Origin of the sequence: Metaclostridioides mangenotii, from assembly GCF_017873185.1 — a bacterium.
In the GTDB taxonomy this organism is placed as follows: Bacteria; Bacillota; Clostridia; order Peptostreptococcales; family Peptostreptococcaceae; genus Metaclostridioides; species Metaclostridioides mangenotii.
Genome location: NZ_JAGGJX010000003.1, coordinates 189,675 through 207,661 on the forward strand (window position 1 = coordinate 189,675; position 17,987 = coordinate 207,661).

At 31.3% G+C, this 17,987-nt stretch carries 17 protein-coding genes, 1 pseudogene and 1 riboswitch; of the genes and pseudogenes, 10 read left to right on the forward strand and 8 right to left on the reverse strand.

Features of this window, described 5'->3' with window-relative positions:
* Nucleotides 1–45: 45 nt before the first annotated feature.
* Genes J2Z43_RS09500 through J2Z43_RS09510 form a run of 3 tightly spaced genes read right to left on the reverse strand, consistent with a single transcriptional unit; the run spans nucleotide 46 to nucleotide 2,758 of the window.
* Complete coding sequence (locus J2Z43_RS09500; protein WP_209456970.1) at nucleotides 46–804, reverse strand: iron ABC transporter ATP-binding protein; 759 nt, start codon at nucleotides 802–804, stop codon at nucleotides 46–48.
* The gene (locus tag J2Z43_RS09505; protein ID WP_209456971.1) at nucleotides 801–1,784 is read right to left on the reverse strand and encodes an iron chelate uptake ABC transporter family permease subunit; all 984 of its coding nucleotides are present in this window, start codon (nucleotides 1,782–1,784) and stop codon (nucleotides 801–803) included. Before J2Z43_RS09505 ends, J2Z43_RS09500 begins: the two co-directional genes overlap by 4 nt.
* Nucleotides 1,781–2,758, reverse strand: coding sequence for an ABC transporter permease (locus J2Z43_RS09510; RefSeq protein WP_209456972.1), 978 nt, complete (start codon nucleotides 2,756–2,758; stop codon nucleotides 1,781–1,783). Before J2Z43_RS09510 ends, J2Z43_RS09505 begins: the two co-directional genes overlap by 4 nt.
* Before the next feature lie 461 nt (nucleotides 2,759–3,219).
* Here J2Z43_RS09510 and zupT point away from each other — a divergent pair, with 461 nt between their 5' ends.
* The 5 genes and pseudogenes from zupT (at nucleotide 3,220) to J2Z43_RS09535 (ending at nucleotide 8,164) form a co-directional block, all read left to right on the forward strand.
* On the forward strand, nucleotides 3,220–4,140 hold the full coding sequence (gene zupT / locus J2Z43_RS09515) for a zinc transporter ZupT (RefSeq protein ID WP_209456973.1): 921 nt from the start codon (nucleotides 3,220–3,222) through the stop codon (nucleotides 4,138–4,140).
* Between the two features lie 505 nt (nucleotides 4,141–4,645).
* A pseudogene (locus J2Z43_RS09520) lies at nucleotides 4,646–6,569 on the forward strand (OPT family oligopeptide transporter).
* A complete protein-coding gene (locus tag J2Z43_RS09525; RefSeq protein WP_209456974.1) occupies nucleotides 6,559–6,951 on the forward strand; it encodes a PqqD family protein in 393 nt (130 codons plus the stop codon). The pseudogene J2Z43_RS09520 and the gene J2Z43_RS09525 overlap by 11 nt, the downstream one beginning before the upstream one ends.
* 189 nt (nucleotides 6,952–7,140) lie before the next feature.
* On the forward strand, nucleotides 7,141–7,608 hold the full coding sequence (locus J2Z43_RS09530) for a MarR family transcriptional regulator (protein WP_209456975.1): 468 nt from the start codon (nucleotides 7,141–7,143) through the stop codon (nucleotides 7,606–7,608).
* On the forward strand, nucleotides 7,598–8,164 hold the full coding sequence (locus tag J2Z43_RS09535) for a cyclase family protein (protein ID WP_209456976.1): 567 nt from the start codon (nucleotides 7,598–7,600) through the stop codon (nucleotides 8,162–8,164). The genes J2Z43_RS09530 and J2Z43_RS09535 overlap by 11 nt, the downstream gene beginning before the upstream one ends.
* Nucleotides 8,165–8,237: 73 nt before the next feature.
* Here the strand turns inward: J2Z43_RS09535 and J2Z43_RS09540 are convergent, their stop codons facing one another.
* The 3 genes from J2Z43_RS09540 to J2Z43_RS09550 all read right to left on the reverse strand — a co-directional run bounded on the left by J2Z43_RS09540 (nucleotide 8,238) and on the right by J2Z43_RS09550 (nucleotide 10,271).
* Complete coding sequence (locus tag J2Z43_RS09540) at nucleotides 8,238–8,687, reverse strand: GNAT family N-acetyltransferase (RefSeq protein WP_209456977.1); 450 nt, start codon at nucleotides 8,685–8,687, stop codon at nucleotides 8,238–8,240.
* A 75-nt stretch (nucleotides 8,688–8,762) separates the two neighbouring features.
* Complete coding sequence (locus tag J2Z43_RS09545; RefSeq protein WP_024620241.1) at nucleotides 8,763–8,996, reverse strand: hypothetical protein; 234 nt, start codon at nucleotides 8,994–8,996, stop codon at nucleotides 8,763–8,765.
* Between the two features lie 39 nt (nucleotides 8,997–9,035).
* Nucleotides 9,036–10,271, reverse strand: coding sequence for a DNA polymerase Y family protein (locus J2Z43_RS09550; protein ID WP_209456978.1), 1,236 nt, complete (start codon nucleotides 10,269–10,271; stop codon nucleotides 9,036–9,038).
* 209 nt (nucleotides 10,272–10,480) lie between these two features.
* Between J2Z43_RS09550 and J2Z43_RS09555 the strand changes: the two genes are divergently transcribed.
* Entirely contained in the window at nucleotides 10,481–10,945 is a 465-nt protein-coding gene (locus J2Z43_RS09555) for a methylated-DNA--[protein]-cysteine S-methyltransferase (protein ID WP_209456979.1), read from the forward strand.
* 145 nt (nucleotides 10,946–11,090) lie between these two features.
* On the opposite strand, the gene J2Z43_RS09560 is transcribed toward J2Z43_RS09555, so the two are convergent.
* The gene (locus tag J2Z43_RS09560) at nucleotides 11,091–11,933 is read right to left on the reverse strand and encodes an MBL fold metallo-hydrolase (protein WP_209456980.1); all 843 of its coding nucleotides are present in this window, start codon (nucleotides 11,931–11,933) and stop codon (nucleotides 11,091–11,093) included.
* A gap of 137 nt (nucleotides 11,934–12,070) precedes the next feature.
* Here J2Z43_RS09560 and J2Z43_RS09565 point away from each other — a divergent pair, with 137 nt between their 5' ends.
* The 4 genes from J2Z43_RS09565 to mgtA all read left to right on the forward strand — a co-directional run bounded on the left by J2Z43_RS09565 (nucleotide 12,071) and on the right by mgtA (nucleotide 17,353).
* The gene (locus J2Z43_RS09565; protein WP_209456981.1) at nucleotides 12,071–12,910 is read left to right on the forward strand and encodes a helix-turn-helix transcriptional regulator; all 840 of its coding nucleotides are present in this window, start codon (nucleotides 12,071–12,073) and stop codon (nucleotides 12,908–12,910) included.
* 90 nt (nucleotides 12,911–13,000) lie between these two features.
* On the forward strand, nucleotides 13,001–13,279 hold the full coding sequence (locus J2Z43_RS09570) for a DUF3795 domain-containing protein (RefSeq protein ID WP_209456982.1): 279 nt from the start codon (nucleotides 13,001–13,003) through the stop codon (nucleotides 13,277–13,279).
* A 50-nt stretch (nucleotides 13,280–13,329) separates the two neighbouring features.
* Nucleotides 13,330–13,791, forward strand: a complete 462-nt coding sequence (locus J2Z43_RS09575; protein ID WP_209456983.1) for a VOC family protein — start codon at nucleotides 13,330–13,332, stop codon at nucleotides 13,789–13,791.
* 391 nt (nucleotides 13,792–14,182) lie between these two features.
* A riboswitch (M-box (ykoK) riboswitch) is annotated at nucleotides 14,183–14,340 on the forward strand.
* Nucleotides 14,341–14,680: 340 nt separating this feature from the next.
* Entirely contained in the window at nucleotides 14,681–17,353 is a 2,673-nt protein-coding gene (gene mgtA, locus J2Z43_RS09580; RefSeq protein WP_209456984.1) for a magnesium-translocating P-type ATPase, read from the forward strand.
* 148 nt (nucleotides 17,354–17,501) lie between these two features.
* Here the strand turns inward: mgtA and J2Z43_RS09585 are convergent, their stop codons facing one another.
* On the reverse strand, nucleotides 17,502–17,975 hold the full coding sequence (locus J2Z43_RS09585) for a GNAT family N-acetyltransferase (protein ID WP_209456985.1): 474 nt from the start codon (nucleotides 17,973–17,975) through the stop codon (nucleotides 17,502–17,504).
* Between the last annotated feature and the right edge of the window lie 12 nt (nucleotides 17,976–17,987).

Below are 17,987 nucleotides of genomic sequence, written 5' to 3' on the forward strand. Positions count from 1 at the left end.
CTATTAATTATCATTATCAACAGATTTGCAAAACTCAGCTAAATATTAGCTGTAGTATAGGCATATGTTTTTGCCGTCAATATTTTGAATGTCTATATCCATTCCATAAATCTCTTTAAGTACTGGGGAATTCATAATATCTTTTGTATCCCCATCTTGAACAATTTGTCCATTTTTCATTGCTATTACATAATCTGCATAACAAGATACGAAATTTATATCATGTATAACGATCATGACAGTCTTATTTAATTCATTTACAAGTCTTTTAAGGACTTTCATGATTTGAACAGAGTGTAGCATGTCTAAGTTGTTTAGCGGTTCATCTAGGAATATGTAGTCTGTATCTTGGGCAATAACCATTGCTATATACGCCATCTGTCTTTGTCCACCACTTAGCTCATCTAAGAATCTATCTTGTAAATCTGTAAGTCCTAAATAGTTTAGAGAATCATCAATAAATTTTTCGTCCTCTTCTGTTAATTTACCTTGAGAGTGTGGGTAGCGTCCAAAGCTAACTAAATCTCTAACAGTAAGTCTGATATTTAAATGATTTGATTGTCTCAGTATCGATAGTCTTTTAGATAATTCACTGTTGTTCCAATCTTTAAGTTCTTTGTCATCTATAAATACTTCTCCAGCATCTTTAGCGAGAGTTCGGCTTATTATAGAGATCAATGTACTTTTACCAGCTCCATTACTACCGATAAATGCTATCAATTTATTTTGAGGAAGTTCAAGATTCACGTTATTTATAACTTCTTTTTTACCGTAATGCTTAGATATATTTTTTAGTTTTATCATTTTTTACTCTCCTTTAATAAAAGATATATGAAGCATATTCCTCCGAAGAAGTTTATTATTACACTTATCGGGATTGAAAATTGAAACACTTTTTCAACAATTAATGTACCAACAGAAAGCGACAAGCATCCAATCAGTACTGCAGCAATTATCTGCAAGCTATGATGGTAGGATTTTACAATTCTACGTGATAAACTTACAACCAATATTCCTAAAAATGTTATCGGACCAACTAGAGCAGTAGATACTGATATCAAAATAGATGTTATTATAAGTGATTTTAGTACTGCTTTATTGTACGATATACCTAAGTTTATAGCATGATCGGCTCCAAGTTCGATTACATCGTATTCTTTAAGATCCTTTAGTGTGATTATAATGATAATTATTATCAGTAACAAACTAATACCTAATAAGTCCTGATTTATATTATTAAAAGATGCAAACATCTTTCCTTGAAGCACTGAAAACTCGTTTGGATCAAGAAGTACTTGCATAAACGTAGACATACCTCTAAACAGAGTTCCAACTATCATACCTGCTAGAACTAAAAAATATAGATTTTTATTTTCACCTCTAAACAAGAAGTAAAATAGTAAACACGAACTTCCTATCATAAATACTATCGACAGAATAAAATTTGGGTATCCGGTCATCATGGAAAGTTGCTTCGATCCGAAAGAAAAAACGATAACAGTTTGTATAAATAAATATAATGAATCAAGTCCTATAATACTAGGTGTTAGTATCCTGTTACCTGTTATAGTCTGGAATGTTACTGTTGAATATCCTACGCAGTAACTTACAACTATTATTGCCAACATTTTTAAACTTCTTCTTGGAAGATAATATCCTATATTTTTTTCAGTTAGGCCCCAGAAAGTGTAAAAAGACATTACGCATAACGTTGCTAAAAAGAGAAGTAAAATTATTTTTATATCTCTGCTGTGTTTTTTGAAAAACTGTCTTTTGATTATCATAGCGCCTCCTTCTTTTTAAATAAGACTCCCAAAAATATGATACTTCCGAGAATACTAATTACTACGCTTATTGATATTTCATATGGCGATATAAGTGTACGCCCTATGATGTCGCAAATAAGAATAAATAATGTACCGATAAGAACTGTATCGAGTAGAGTATTCTTTAGATTATCTCCTTTATAAAGCCTTACAATATTGGGTACTATCAAACCTACAAATGGAATACTTCCAACTGTTATAACAACTAATGAAGTTATAAATGCAACAATAATTAGACCAATCATTACAACCCACTTATGATTTAGTCCAAGATTTGTAGAAAAACTTTCACCCATTCCTGCGATGGTAAATTTACCAGCATATGTGTATGCGATTATTAGCACTGGTATACCTATAAAAAGTAGTTCATATCGACCCTTTATGATCAGCGAAAAACTTCCTTGAAGCCATGAAGACATATTTTGAATTACATCGTATCTATAGGCAAGAAACTCCGTTATCGCACTTACAACGCTCCCTAACATAATACCGATTAGAGGCACCATGATAGCGTTTTTATATGTAATACGTTGCAAAAGATTCATAAAGAGCATAGTTCCTAGCAGAGAAACAGCAAAAGCGATTAACATCTTAGATATCTTAGCTTCATTTCCTGCTACTATAATTGAAATCAGTATACCGAGACGACACCATTCCATTGTACCTGCTGTAGATGGTGATACAAAGTGATTATTAGTTATAGTCTGCATTATTAGTCCAGCTATACTAAGCGTTGCCCCTGTTATGATTATACTTATTAATCTTGGTAGTCTACTGATCATAAGCAGATACAAATCACTTTCATTGTATTTGATTAAGCCGCGAAAACTAAAATTTTCGACCCCAATTCCTATAGATACTACTGATAGAATTAGAAGCAAAATTATTAATGTGGTTCTATTTGAAATCAATCGCAGTATATTTTTATTCATTATAGTTCCTCCTATGTCAGTACTCATTTTAACAAAATAGAAAATGAAAGTCAATATCAATTACGAAGTAAAATTATGTGGAATTAAAAAATTACTTTATATAAATAAGATTTTTAAAAAAATATTAATTAAATTACTATATAAATATATTGTTTGTGATTGAAGAACCTCGGTTTTGGGTAAATAATTAATGAATAGTTTTTTTCTTATATTTAAAAAAATTAATTTATGTAAAACATTCATTGGTATATTATTTAGTTATGTAGTATAAAAAATTATAGAATACTTGTAAATCAATGCAGTTTTATTAGATATAATATTTAATATAGATTACAATTAAATTATAATTTAAATATAGTATATAGAAAATGAACGGACTTTTAAAAGTCTTGGATTAAATTTTGTAACTAAAAAGACAACTAATAAATTTAGACAATAGTATAAAGAGGTAGGTGGAATTTATGGATCAAAATATTTTATTTGCGTTTATGATGACGTTGATAGCTGGTTTATCGACGGGAATAGGAAGTGCAATAGCATTCTTTGCTAAAAAGACAAATACAAAATTCCTTGCAGTAAGTCTTGGTTTTTCTGCTGGAGTTATGATATATGTTTCTATGATCGAGATATTTACAGAAGCAAAAAATACGTTGATAGTTCCTTTAGGATTAAAAAATGGGACTATTGTAACTGTATTAGCATTCTTTGGAGGTATGATTTTGATAGCTTTAATTGATAAATTGATACCATCAGAAGATAACCCGCACGAAGTTGAACGAGTGGAAACTTTAATAAAAATAGAATCGGAGGATCAATTAGGAAATTTAAAAACTAAAGAAATTGCAAAAGCAGACGGGCATCAAAAAGGCCAAGACATATTCGATGGCTCAAAAGATGATAATGTAGAAGGACAATCTAATATAAACAACAGTCGTCTTATGAGAACTGGAGTATTTACAGCTTTAGCAATAGCGATTCACAACTTCCCAGAGGGACTTGCAACATTTGTTTCGGCACTACAAGAGCCATCTCTTGCAATACCGATAGTAGTGGCTATAGCGATACATAATATACCTGAGGGTATTGCAGTATCTGTACCAATATACTATGCAACTGGTAGTAAGAAGAAGGCATTTATATATTCCTTTTTGTCGGGTTTATCAGAGCCGGTTGGGGCTATAATAGGGTTTATGATATTACTTCCAATTATGAACGATGTTTTATTTGGAGTGATATTTGCAGGAGTAGCAGGGATAATGGTCTTCATTTCCATAGATGAGCTTTTGCCTTCTGCGAGGGAGTACGGTGAACATCATCTTTCTATATATGGGATGGTTGTAGGGATGGCTGTTATGGCAGCTAGTTTGATAATGTTTATGTAAAGTTAATTTTTTTTAACATTAGTAGAGTGGTTAAATAATTTTTGTATATAAAGTAATCCTTATAATAATTATTTGACCTCTCTATCCTTTTTGCTAACAGTGTCAGGGCAACTTTTAAGAATTATTAATTAGCAATTAATTATAAGGATATTTAAATTAAATTTTTTAACGTATAGTCGAATTATTCTTGTTTTTTTATTGATAAAATAAATAAACTGTTTTAAATAATAAATTAGTGGCATAATAACATATATGGAAGATTGTTTGGCAAATCCTAATTAAATTTTCCATGTCTAATATTATGCTTTTTTGGACATTTTGGAGAATTTATAAGATGGATTATAATGTTTTTTTAATTGAAAATATTATGTAAATTTTCTTGAATAGCTCAAACTAGCTTATATCAAGGTGTTAGACTAAAAATTAAAAAAAGGGTACTCCAATCTTTCATGAAATTATGGTATTATTTAATTGGATAATAATTAGCCAAAAAGGAGTGAAAAAAATGAAGAAAAAATTGCCTACGGGAGCATATGGTGGCGTTTCTGGTAAAGATTATGTACCTTATGTTACCGACAAATCGAGAACAGGCGGGAATATAGCAGTTCTCTTAATAGGTATACTCTTATCTGCAGTTTTCGCTGCATCAACTACATATTCAGGTATGAAAGCCGGGTTAACAGTTGCAGCGGGTATTCCAGGTGCTATTCTTGGTGCAGGATTAGTTGGAGTTTTTGCAAAAGAAAAAGGAATTTTAGGTAAGAACTTAATTCAAGGGATGTCAAGTGCTGGGGAATCAGTTGCTAGTGGTGCGATATTCGTGTTGCCAGCGGTTTTACTAATTGGTGGTAAGATTACGTTTTTTGAAGGTCTAGCAGTAGGAGTTGGTGGTGTACTATTTGGTATAGGTATAGCAGCACTAGTTCACAACTACCTTATCATTGAAGAGCATGGAAACTTAATGTATCCAGAATCAATGGCTATTTCTGAAACTTTAGTTGCATCTGACACAGGTGGAGAATCACTTAAGTACATGGGAATTGGATTTGGTATAGGTGGTGTCCTTACTGTGTTAACTGGATCTGTTTTAGGTCTTGTAAACAACATGGCTAGTTTTGTCGGAACAAGAGCTTACAAATGGAAGTTGGATATAGAAGTGAATCCGCTATTACTTGGTATAGGGTTTATAGTTGGTTTAGAGATATCACTTACTATGTTTGCAGGTTCAATGTTAGCTAACTTTGGTATTACACCATTAATCGGCTATTTTGCTGATATGGCTGCTCCTGGTGCTATGGTATGGAATGCTCCAGATGTTGCTATAAACGGTATGGAAGTTGGTACAATAGCAGGTTCATATGTTAAGTACATAGGCGCAGGAATGATGCTTTTTGGAGGAATTATAGGTGCTATAAAGCTAATACCTGTTATAGTTGCTTCAATAAAAGAAACAATGAAAGCTACAGGTGGTGAAGGTGACTCTAAAGGTTCTTTACAAATAATAATACTACTTGCTGGTATTGTTATATCATTTGTTGCTGGATTTATGATTACTGGTGGAAACATTGGTATGGCGATTATAGGAACTATAGCTTCATTAGTTCTAATGTTACTATTCATAATAGTTGCAGGACGTTTAACTGGTACTATAGGTACTTCTAACCTTCCTGTTTCTGGTATGACAATAGCGTCATTAGTTATAGTAACTATGATATTCGTTGTAATGAAGTGGACTGGTATAGAAGACAATAAATCGTTATTATTATTTGGTACATTAATAGTTATTGCCATTGCCATTGCAGGTGGATATTCACAATCACAAAAAGTTACTTATATAATTGGTGGCGATAAAAGTGAAATGCAAAAATATTTTGCTATCGCTGCTATAGTTGGTGTTATAGTTGTTATAGGAACAATGATAATACTCAGATCAATTAGCTGTAACTGGAGCAGACGCACAATTCGGTCTTCCACAAGCTAACTTAATGGCTACACTTACTTCAGGTATAATGTCTGGGGATCTTCCTTGGGTTATGATATTTATAGGTATATTCATGGCGGTAGTTTTATACTTCTTAAACTTACCAATAATGACAGTTGCTATTGGATTCTACTTACCAATATCAACAACATCTATAATATTAATAGGTGCTTTAGTAAGAGTTCTAGTTGAAAAAATGTCTAAATCAGACGCTGAAAAAGAAGCAAAAGTTTCCAACGGAGTAAGTTTATCTTCTGGATTAGTTGCTGGTGGATCTATAATAGGTCTTATAGGTATAATCCTACAAGTTACAGGAGTTATAACTCTTGGTGAAGTAACAGGATTTGCAGCTGGAAACGGAATGGCGCTTATATTACTTGCTGCCCTTGTTATATTGACAGCGATACCTATCATGAATTCTAAGCCTGCGAAGAGCGATGAAGAGTAATGAAGAGGTTTTAAACCTTGTGTATCAAATTAGAGATGATTTAGAATACGAGGTTGATGAAAAAAATATCGTCACAATAATAAAAAGACAAGATCATTGGGTACAGAGATTTTTTAGAAAATTACAATTTAAAATTCCTGAGGTTACTTATATTAAACTAGACGCTTATTCCAGTTTTATATTTTTAAATATAGATGGCAATAGGACAGTTAAAGAGATTGGGGAAATCATGGATGAAAAGTACGGTGAGGAAGCCAAACCACTGTATGAAAGATTGTTGCTTTTTCTAAATCATATCGAAGTAAATGCCAAATATATTGTTCGTATAGAAAAGGATTTTGTTGAAATTAATCCTGATGAAGACAAATCTTTAGAAAAATAGATGAATAAAAAAGCTACCTCAACATAATAGTTGAGGTAGCTTTTTTTTATATGAATTTTTAATTATATAATTAAATTTAAGAATTGATAAAGTAAGCATTATGCCAATGCTTAAATTTATATTTGACAGATAGATAAACAAGTAATATAATAATATTGTGTCCTAGGAAACTAAAAAGAGGTGTCAGTTATGAATGTTGATAAAAAAATAATTAAGGTATTAAAAGAGGTATATGAAAAAGAAGATGTACTTAGTAAGTTTAGAAGCAAAGGAATAATAGAGGGATATACATTATCAGAAATTCACACTATAGATGCAATAGGCAGAGCATCTGAATCAGTAAATGTCACTATAATAGCCGAAAATTTAAATATGACAAAAAGTGCAGTAAGTAAGATAATAAAAAAACTTGTAAATAAAGATGCTATTAGAGTTTTTCAAATTCCTGAAAATAAGAAAGAAAGGTATTTCTTATTGACTGAGGTAGGGAAAGATATATACTTGCAGCATAAAAAAATTCATAGTATGTGGGAAAAAACAGACGAAAGATTTTTTAAAGAAATAGAGGATAAATACAAAAATATAACTTTAGATGTTCTAGAAAAATTTAATGAATATTTAAGAATAGAAATAGAGGAGGGTAATTATGATAATTGATTTGACAACAAAGTTAGAAAAAGATAGTGATGCTATGAAGTGGGTTGAAACTCAGGAAAATAAATTAAGGGCAGCGGGTCACGTTGGAACTCATTTAGATACTTACTGTAAGAGCGATATTCCGATAGAGTACTTTAAGAGTATTGGTGTTTTAATAGATGTGTCAGAAATCTGCTATGATAGAGAGGTTGAGCCAAAAGATCTTGAAGGAACGAATATTTTAGAAAATTCTTTTGTGATTTTTAGAACATCTCACATCGATAAATTTGATTATGGGTGCAAAGAGTATTTCAACAATCACCCTCAACTTTCTCATAAATTAATAGATTATCTACTTGATAAAAATATTAATTTTATCGGCATCGATTGTTCGGGGATACGTAGAGGTCAGGAACACCAACCAGCTGATAGATTGTGTGAAAGTAAAGGGGTATATGTTATCGAAAATTTAACCAATTTACGAAAAATAGGATCTGATCCCTTTACTGTATATACTATGTGGCTGGATGATAGTGACCTTACAGGATTAAGATGCAGAGTCATCGCAGAGCAGTAGTCGAAATAACACTACAAATAATCATTTACATTAGTATTACAAAAAAAGATGAAGAAGCACTACGAAATAATATTTATTTAGAGCTATTATAGTACATTTCTATGTGAGGAATTTCGTCCTCTAAGTACATGTCAGAAGATATTTCAAATCCAAGGCTACTATAGAATTCTTTTAAATACTCTTGTGCAGAAATTCTAATCTCACATTCATTAAGAGTATTTTCAATGAATTCTATAGCCTTTATCAACAGTTCCTTGGCAACACCTTTATCTCGGTGATCTTTAGCGACTAAGACTCTACCGATAGATATTTCATTATAAGATATACCTTTTTTTAATACTCGTAGATAGGATACTATTCTGTCATTTTCGGCAGTGAAAATATGGTATGAGTTTTGATCATCGTTGTCACAGTCCTGAAAAGCACAATTTTGCTCTACTACAAAAACTTCACTTCTTATTCTTAAAATTTCATATATTTCATCAGCAGTTAGATCCTCAAATTTTTTTATCTGGAAGTTCAATGTAATCTCTCCTTTACTTTAAAAGTAGATAAATCTTAATTCTACATAAATATTACATAGATACAATTATAACTCTTATGACTCAATAAACCAATGATCTTCGTCTAAATACAGGTATCTCTGTTTATTTTTCACAGATATTGTGTACCTTATTCCTACACCTCCAGATTTTAAAGATGCGGCTCTACATACATCTGTGATCTTATCTATTTTAAATACTCGTCCATCATCCCATAAGATCGCTAATGGGTGAATTGAACCTTCATAAGTATATTTCGCTACTATTTCAACAAAAACTTTTTCTTTCATAAAGCACTCCTAATATATATTGACATTTGCCAACTTAATTTATTTTGTCCAAGCAATTGGATGGATTTTATGGTCGTCTTTTGGATTAAGACTCGAAAGTTCTGTGTCTACAAGTGAAACGCCTCGTTGTACAGCAAAGTGGCCAAATCTATATCTTATGGTATCCATTGTTTTGTCTAGTTCTTCATTTTTTTGAACATCTACAAATTGATCATCAAACGAAAGCTGTGTAATATTAGAGCTTGATAAATTACATGCTCTAACACCAAGTTTCCTTACAGGTATAAAAGGGTTATGGTGCCTTTTAAATAACTCGAAAGCCTTATTAAAAATCTCATTTGTGCATGAACATGGTATGTCTAAAGTTGCCTGTCTTTCGTAAGAAGTGAGTGTATTATCTCTTACAGTTATTTGAATCGTACTGCACACAAATTCGTGTCTTCGAAGTCTTTCGGTTACACTTTCTACTAGCTTATAAAGAATTATCTTCACATCTTCATAAGTTTCTAAATTTTTTTTAGTAGTTGTAGAGTTTCCTATACTTTTGATAAGAGACTTAGAGTCTAGTTCTGCAACTGGTGATGAATCATAACCATTTGCAAAGCTCCAAATTTCTTCACCTCTTTTACCCAACACTCTCTTTATAAACTGAGGAGAGGCGCTTGCGAGATCTCCTATGGATAAGATATTGTATTTTTTTAATGTATTCTGTGTTGATTTACCTACACATAAGAGTTCCTTAACATTGAGTTCCCAAATTTCACTTTTAAAATTATCTTTATGTATAACAGTTGTGGCATCTGGTTTTTTAAGGTCGCTACCTAGCTTTGCAAAAATCTTATTGAAACTTACACCGATTGATACTGTTACACCAAGTTCATTTTTTATTCTATCCCGAATAGTGTTTGCAATTGTTTCGCCATCTCCAAATGGGCTATTAGTAACATCTAACCAACATTCGTCTAGTCCAAAAGGCTCTATTTGATTGGTAAATTCATTGTAAATCTCAATAGCCATTTTAGAAAATCTAAGATATCTGTCAAAGTTAGCAGGTACAATTACAAGCTCAGGGCATTTTCGCTTTGCCTCCCACAGAGATTCACCAGTTTTAATTTGAAACTTTTTAGCTAAATAGTTTTTTGCTAGAACAACTCCGTAAGTCGCATCTGAATTATTTCCAACAGCTACTGGCTTATTGCGTATAGAGGGGTTGTATAAACACTCGACGCTAGCATAAAAGTTATTTATATCAGAATGTAATATAATTCTATCCATACAAAATCACCTCATATATTATTTTACCACAAATAACAGAACTTATGTTCTATTATATTCAATAAGGTGAAAAATATTCTACAGGTAATAGATGGAAAATTTACTTTTATGTATAGCAAACGTATGTACTTACTGATATAATTTTAAATAAAGAAATAAAGAAATAAAGAAATAAAGAAAGTTTAAGTAAGACATTTTAGGAGGAGTTTATGAAAAATATATTTATATACGAAACCGAGATTGGTGAGTTAGCTATTGCAGATAATGGTAAAGCTATTACAGAACTGTACTTCAAGAATAAAATAGACGTAGAAGGCAAAAATATCGAGGAAACAGAACTAATAAAAAAAGCTTTTAATGAGTTTAAAGAGTATTTATCTGGAGCGAAAAAAAACTTTGACATACCACTAGAGCCAGAAGGAACAGAATTTCAACTAAAAGTATGGGAAGCTTTAAAAAGTATTCCATATGGAGAGACTTGTAGCTATAAAGATATAGCAGAAAAAGTAGGCAGCCCAAAGGCATACAGAGCTGTAGGACTGGCAAACAACAAAAATCCTATATCTATATTTATTCCATGCCATCGTGTAATTGGATCAAATGGAAAATTAGTAGGATACGGTGGGGGCCTTGATGTAAAAGAATTCTTATTAAAATTAGAAAAGGAAAATTAAAGATAAATCTATGGGCTGTCTCAAAAGTATGATTGCTATTTGTCTAGATATTAAGAATATCAGAAAACTACTTTTGAGCCAGGCCTATTTCTATTTTTAATCTAATATATCATTAACCTTATAATATTAAAATGACATAGAAAAATTAATTAATTACGATGCTTTGTCCAGTAGAAAGGTATGATATTTTATCTCCGAGTTGCTCTTTCATTATTTTATAGGCTTTTTTTCCTGTACAATGACAAGTTAGAATTTTTTCAGTACAGGATTTATCAAGTATGTCTGCAACTTCGTGTATATATTCTTTATCGCAGTTTAATTGTTTGATACCAAATCCCATCATATGAAACCCACCTACAACATGGGAGATTTCTTTATTAGGGTACAAAAGCTGTGTAGTGTTTACTATATTAACTATTCCGCTATGACTACAAGCGCTTATTATAATTACTTTATTGCCTTCCTCAATAGTCAAAAATAGTTCATGATTAAATTCATCGGGTACTAGTTTACCTTTCTTCCTCTCCATAAGAGATTTATCTTTGCAAACAAAGTAAGGATCTTTTATAGTATCTGATCTTAAGTAAAAGTTATCTGAGATTTTACAGTCTTTTGTAAAAAATATAATCCTATCTTTATACTTTTCAAATATATTTATATCTATTCCGATGTATTTATTAATAAAAAGTTTTTTCAAATGGAAGGCGCCTTTAGCATCATTTTTTATAATTACATTAACATTTTTATTGTATTCAAGAAGTGATTCAAGACCTCCTATATGATCTAAATGATTGTGTGTAATTATAACCCAGTTTAAATCTGTCAAATCGATACCGAGCTCTTTAGCATTTTCTAGAAATTTATCAGAACCGCCAGTGTCCATTAGACACTTTATATTATCTTTTTCTATGTATAGAGATAAACCATGTTCTGATTTCAAATTATCAAAATTGCTAACGTTTTCTAGCAAGGATATTATTTTTATCAATATTTTTTACCTCCAAGATTATTTATAATTATGATTAGAATACCATATTGGGATGTAAGTTTACAGTTTTAATTTTCGACTGTATAATTAAATTTAGTATAATAATATTTTTAGAGTTGATTGAGGGGGTGGATTTTATGTATTTTAACAGAGTTTCAATAGAGGAACACGTTAAAATAAAAGCAGATAAAAATTACACATATATTTTTCCTCATCCTATTCTAAGAAAGTACATAGCGCATTACACTATATGTGTACCTGATAATAATTTAATAAATTTAGATCTAGGTTATTTAAATTTAATCCCAGACTCTAGTGGTTGCATAGTGTGCACATATGAAAAAAATAAATTTAATATTACTTTATGGGGTGCGACTACAAAGATTGTAACAGTGAAAAATGATATGAATGATGATATAGTTAGATTTTTTATTGAATTTTTACCAGGGGGATTACATGCATTAACTGGAATAAAACAGTCAGAACTTTGCGATGTCCAAACATCAATAGAAGACGTAAATAAAGATTTGTATAAAAAAATTATTTATTTACTGGAAAACTCTAAGAGTATGGATATTTTAATAACTTCTTTAAATAGTATATTTATTGAAGCGATAGAAAAGAACAGTAAATCAAGTTCAGTTATTGAGTCTTCTTTGATTACAGCTTCAAATACAAGTGGAATTATAACTATAAAAGATCTCGCATCTGCTGAATACATAAGTGAAAGGCAGTTGAACAGACTTTTTAATGAATATATAGGAATGAGCACAAAGATGTTTTTGAGGTTGGTAAGAATAAACAATACAATCAATTTTCTTAAAGCGACTAATTATAATCTATCGGATAATGCACAGATATTAGGATTTTATGATCAATCACACTTTATCAGGGACTTTAAGGCAATATGCGGAGTGACTCCAAAGTCTTTTTTAAAAAATATGTCCGATTTTTACAATGAAGAATTTAAATATTAGTTTAATATAGATATATAATCTTGCAGTTATTTAAATTTATTATAATTAAAAAAATATACAAATGACTTAAAAGATCAGAGGGGGATAAATATGATAGAATCTAGATGTGGTATCTTATGTAGTGAATGTGGTCATAAAGAACAGGCCGGATGTAATGGTTGTGTAAATATTGATAAACCATTTTGGGGGGATGTCTGTCCAGTAAAATCTTGCTGTGAAGGTAAGAAACTTGACTACTGTGGAGAATGTAGTGACTTTGCATGTGGTCTACTTGAGCAATTCTCTTACGACAAAGAGCAAGGTGATGATGGAAAGAGAATTGAGCAGTGCAAAGTTTGGGCGAGAAAAAATTTGAGTAAGAGTTTGTAATTATTATTTTATGTTTCTAATGATAAAATTTTTATTTAGGGGGAGTAAATATGAAGTTTTCAGGTTCGCTTATTTCAGTAAAAGATATAAATGTTTCGAGAAAGTTTTATGAAGACTTATTTGGTTTGAAAGTTGGATTTGATTTCGGCATAAATATAGGATTCGATTGTGGACTATCACTTCAACAAGATTTTGACTGGTTAGTTGGTTTGAATAAAGAGGAGATTAAATATAAGACAAATAATTTTGAACTTTACTTTGAAACTGAGGATTTAGAGGGGTTTATTAATCGTTTGAAAAAATATCCTGATATAACTTTTTTACACGATGTAAAGAGCTACGATTGGGGACAAAGAGTAGTAAGGTTTTACGATCTGGATTGGCATATCATAGAGGTTGGAGAGAGTATGGCAAGTGTTGTTAGGCGATTTTTGAAACAGGGTCTATCAATTGGAGAAACTGCTGATAGATCCCAGCACTCAATAGAGTTTGTAAAATCTTGTATAGAGTAATATAGTATGTTTTGAGATAATGGTCAACATAAAATTAATATAATGAGGCTGAATCAAAAGTTTTAGAAACTTACTTTTGACTTTAGCCTCTTTTTGTTTTTTTAAATGATGGTATAGTTGTGTGTATTTATATGTTATAGGGATGATTTAATAGGTATAGGATATTTAGATATTGCGAATGTAAGAAATATGTAATAAACTAGCAAGAAAAATGATCAGCGGAAGTATAATGCTCGACAGTGTTGCATTTGAAAAGACTACTTTTACTGTTAAACTTAAAAGGTATAAATAAGACAATTTAAGACGAAAATTTACAATATAAAGTGATAAATAAATTATACGTTGGGTTGACAAATTTTAAAAAGATACATATACTAAATACTAGAGAACTAAATAAACTCGGTAGGTGAGGTTACCGCAGGGATACGGGTTGCTGCCGCAAAATAGTGGAGACACTATGAGATGGTTAGCAGATTATGTCGATAAACAAGGCATAATCTAATGCAATTTCATTGCCCTGCGAAGCTAAAGCTTGAACGGTGATAGACTGTAATTTTTCAGTCTTATATTTAATGCGGACTTTTATCCCTTGTCACTGCTTTTGCTTTGGCGAGGGATTTTTTAGTTATCTTAATTTATCCCCTTAGGGGTTTATATAGATATTTTAATTTATGGAGGTGAACAAAATGGACCCTGAAAGTAGCAAAGGCATAAAATTTGATGGTCGAAGTAAAGGGATTGATGAAACTGATGTTATTCCACGGTTCATTTTTCCGCCTAATGTTTTTTATATAAAATTAAATAATTAATAGGAATTACTTCTTTCTTATTTTGTGTCGTTATACATCCAGGTGGTTTTGGAAAGAATATAACGAGGAGGTATAAAATAATGACTAGAAGAAATTTAAAAAAAGAAGAAAAATTAATATCAACAGATAGATTATTAGATATAGCAAGAAAAGATGTAGATACAATCTTAAACGAGTTTAACACCTCATTTGATGGATTAGATGAGACTTTAGTAGAAGATATACGCGACAAATATGGTGAAAATACGATCGATCACGATGAAAAAGAATCTATTTTCAAAAGATTAGTAGAGGCATTTATAAATCCATTCACAATAGTACTATTAGTACTTTCAGTTATTTCATTTATTACAGATGTTTTGATCGCTGCACCAGGAGATAAAGATTATACTGCAGTGATTATCGTGCTAACTATGGTTACAATAAGCGGTGTTTTGAGATTCATGCAAGAGATGCGTTCTGGAAATGAAGCTGAAAAGCTAAAGGCAATGGTAAAGATAACTGCCAATATTGAGCGTAAAGGTATGGGAGCAAAGGAGATTCCGCTAAGTGAAGTAGTCGTAGGTGATATAGTACATTTATCAGCAGGCGACATGATACCAGCTGATGTTCGTATAATTAAAGCAAAAGATTTGTTTATAAGTCAATCAGCTCTAACAGGTGAGAGCGAGGCACTAGAAAAATTACCTAATGCAGTAGATGATACAATTTTAAATCACCTTGAAAGCAACAATTTAGCTTTTATGGGGAGTAATGTAATAAGCGGTTCAGCAAGTGCAGTTGTAGTTTCTGTAGGAAATGGCACTGTATTTGGATCTATGGCTAAGTCAATAGTTGGAGTAAAAACTGAAACTAGCTTTGAAAAAGGTGTAAACTCAGTTTCATGGCTTCTAATTAGATTTATGTCGTGTATGGTTCCAATAGTTTTCTTTGTAAATGGATTTACAAAGGGAGATTGGATGGAGGCATTTTTATTTGCGTTGTCAATCGCTGTAGGTCTAACTCCAGAGATGTTACCTATGATCGTGACTACAAACCTTGCAAAAGGTGCAGTAAAAATGTCAAAGAAGAAGACTGTTATTAAAAATTTAAATTCAATTCAAAATTTCGGCGCCATGGATGTACTTTGTACAGATAAAACGGGAACTCTTACGCAAGATAAGGTAGTTCTAGAGTACCATTTAGATATACACGGGAATAGCAATGACAGAATACTGCGTCATGGATTTCTAAATAGTTATTATCAGACTGGTTTAAAAAATCTTATGGATATAGCAATATTAAATCATACAGAAGATATTGGGTTCCCTGACTTAACTAGGGACTATGAAAAAGTAGATGAGATTCCATTTGATTTCGATAGAAGACGTATGAGCGTAGTTATTAAAGACAAAAACGACAAAACTCAAATGATTACAAAAGGCGCTGTTGAAGAAATGCTTAGTATTAGTGAGTGGGCAGAGTATAAAGGCGAAGTAGTTGAGTTGTCTAAAGAAATAAAAAATGAAATTCTAAATACTGTAGAAGAATTAAATAGCAATGGAATGAGAGTTATAGCTATAGCTCAAAAGACAAATCCGTCTACAGAAGGTCTGTTTTCTGTAAGTGATGAATCAAACATGGTATTAATGGGGTATTTAGCATTTTTAGATCCGCCAAAAGAAACTACTAAAGATGCAATAATTGCACTTAATGATTATGGAGTGGGCGTTAAAGTCCTTACTGGAGATAATGATGCAGTTACAAGATCTATATGTAAGCAAGTAGGCCTTGAAGTAGATAATTTATTATTAGGTTCTGATATTGACAACATGAATGATGGTGAATTATCTAAAGTAGTAGAAAATACAACTGTTTTTGCAAAACTTTCTCCTATGCAAAAAGTACGTATAGTCAATATTCTAAGAAAAAATGGTCATACAGTAGGATTTATGGGCGATGGTATCAATGATGCTGCTGCGATGAAAGAATCAGACGTAGGAATTTCAGTAGATACAGCAGTTGATATAGCAAAAGAGTCCGCAGATATTATACTTCTAGAAAAGGATCTAATGGTGCTTGAAGAGGGAGTTAAAGAAGGAAGAAAGACTTTTGCCAATATAATAAAATATATTAAAATGACTGCTAGTTCAAACTTTGGAAATATGTTCTCAGTTTTGGTAGCAAGTGCATTCTTACCATTTTTACCAATGCTTCCTATCCAACTTTTAGTATTAAATCTAATTTATGATATATCATGTGTTTCGATGCCATGGGATAATGTAGACGAAGACTATATCAAAGAACCTAGAAAGTGGGATGCTTCTTCAATAGGTAAGTTTATGGTTTGGATAGGCCCTACAAGTTCAGTGTTTGATATCGTAACTTATATCGTTATGTTCTTTGTAGTGTGTCCGATTGCACTTGGAGGTTTTTATGGTGATGCTGGAGTAGACAAAACAATGTTTATTGCATTATTCCATGCAGGATGGTTTGTTGAATCTCTATGGAGTCAAACATTAGTAATTCATATGATTAGAACTCCAAAATTACCATTTGTACAAAGCAGGGCATCGTTAGCTGTTACTGTATTCACTTCTATAGGAATAGCAGTTGGAACAATTTTACCGTATACTAGCCTAGGTGCCAGTTTAGGTATGGCAGCACTTCCTATTTATTATTTCTCTTGGCTTGGATTAATAATAGCTTCTTATATGATTTTAGTAACCATATTAAAGAAAGTTTATATAAGAAGATACGGTGAGTTTTTATAGGTTAATTTATAAAGTTAATGAATTAGATTGAATTTTGAGGATTTAATATGAAATAATAAGTATATCGAAATAAAAAAATAAAAACTCTAGAGATAAATAAGTTGTTTCTTATTCTCTAGAGTTAATTTTTTGTCTTTAATTAAGGAAATTAATTGATAAAATATTCCATTGGAGTAAATTTCATTCCATTTGCATTTGTTTCATTATCGAGATCCAAAAAACCTAATTTGCGATAAAAGTTTATTGCATATGGTGAAGCATTTACAGTAATCTTATTTACTAAAGCAAAGTCTTTTAGGTACATTGTAAGTTTGGAAAATAAATTAGCAGCAATGTACTGATTATGATAGCTTTTATTCACAAATAGAAGAGCAATATGATTTGTATTTCTAGTCGCCATCACGCCGACAATCTCATCTCCGTCAAAGCACCCCCAAAAATTCATAGTTTTATTCTTGTAAAGTTCTAACATAGAATTATAATCGATAAACTGTTTAAAGTTATCGATCCCTTCATATGTATAGTCAGGAGCTACAAATTCTAGAAAAACATTCCAAGCTAAATTTAACCCGTATTTTAAATCCTCTTCTTTAAATGTTCTGATTTGATAGTTATTACTCATTAAAAACTCCTT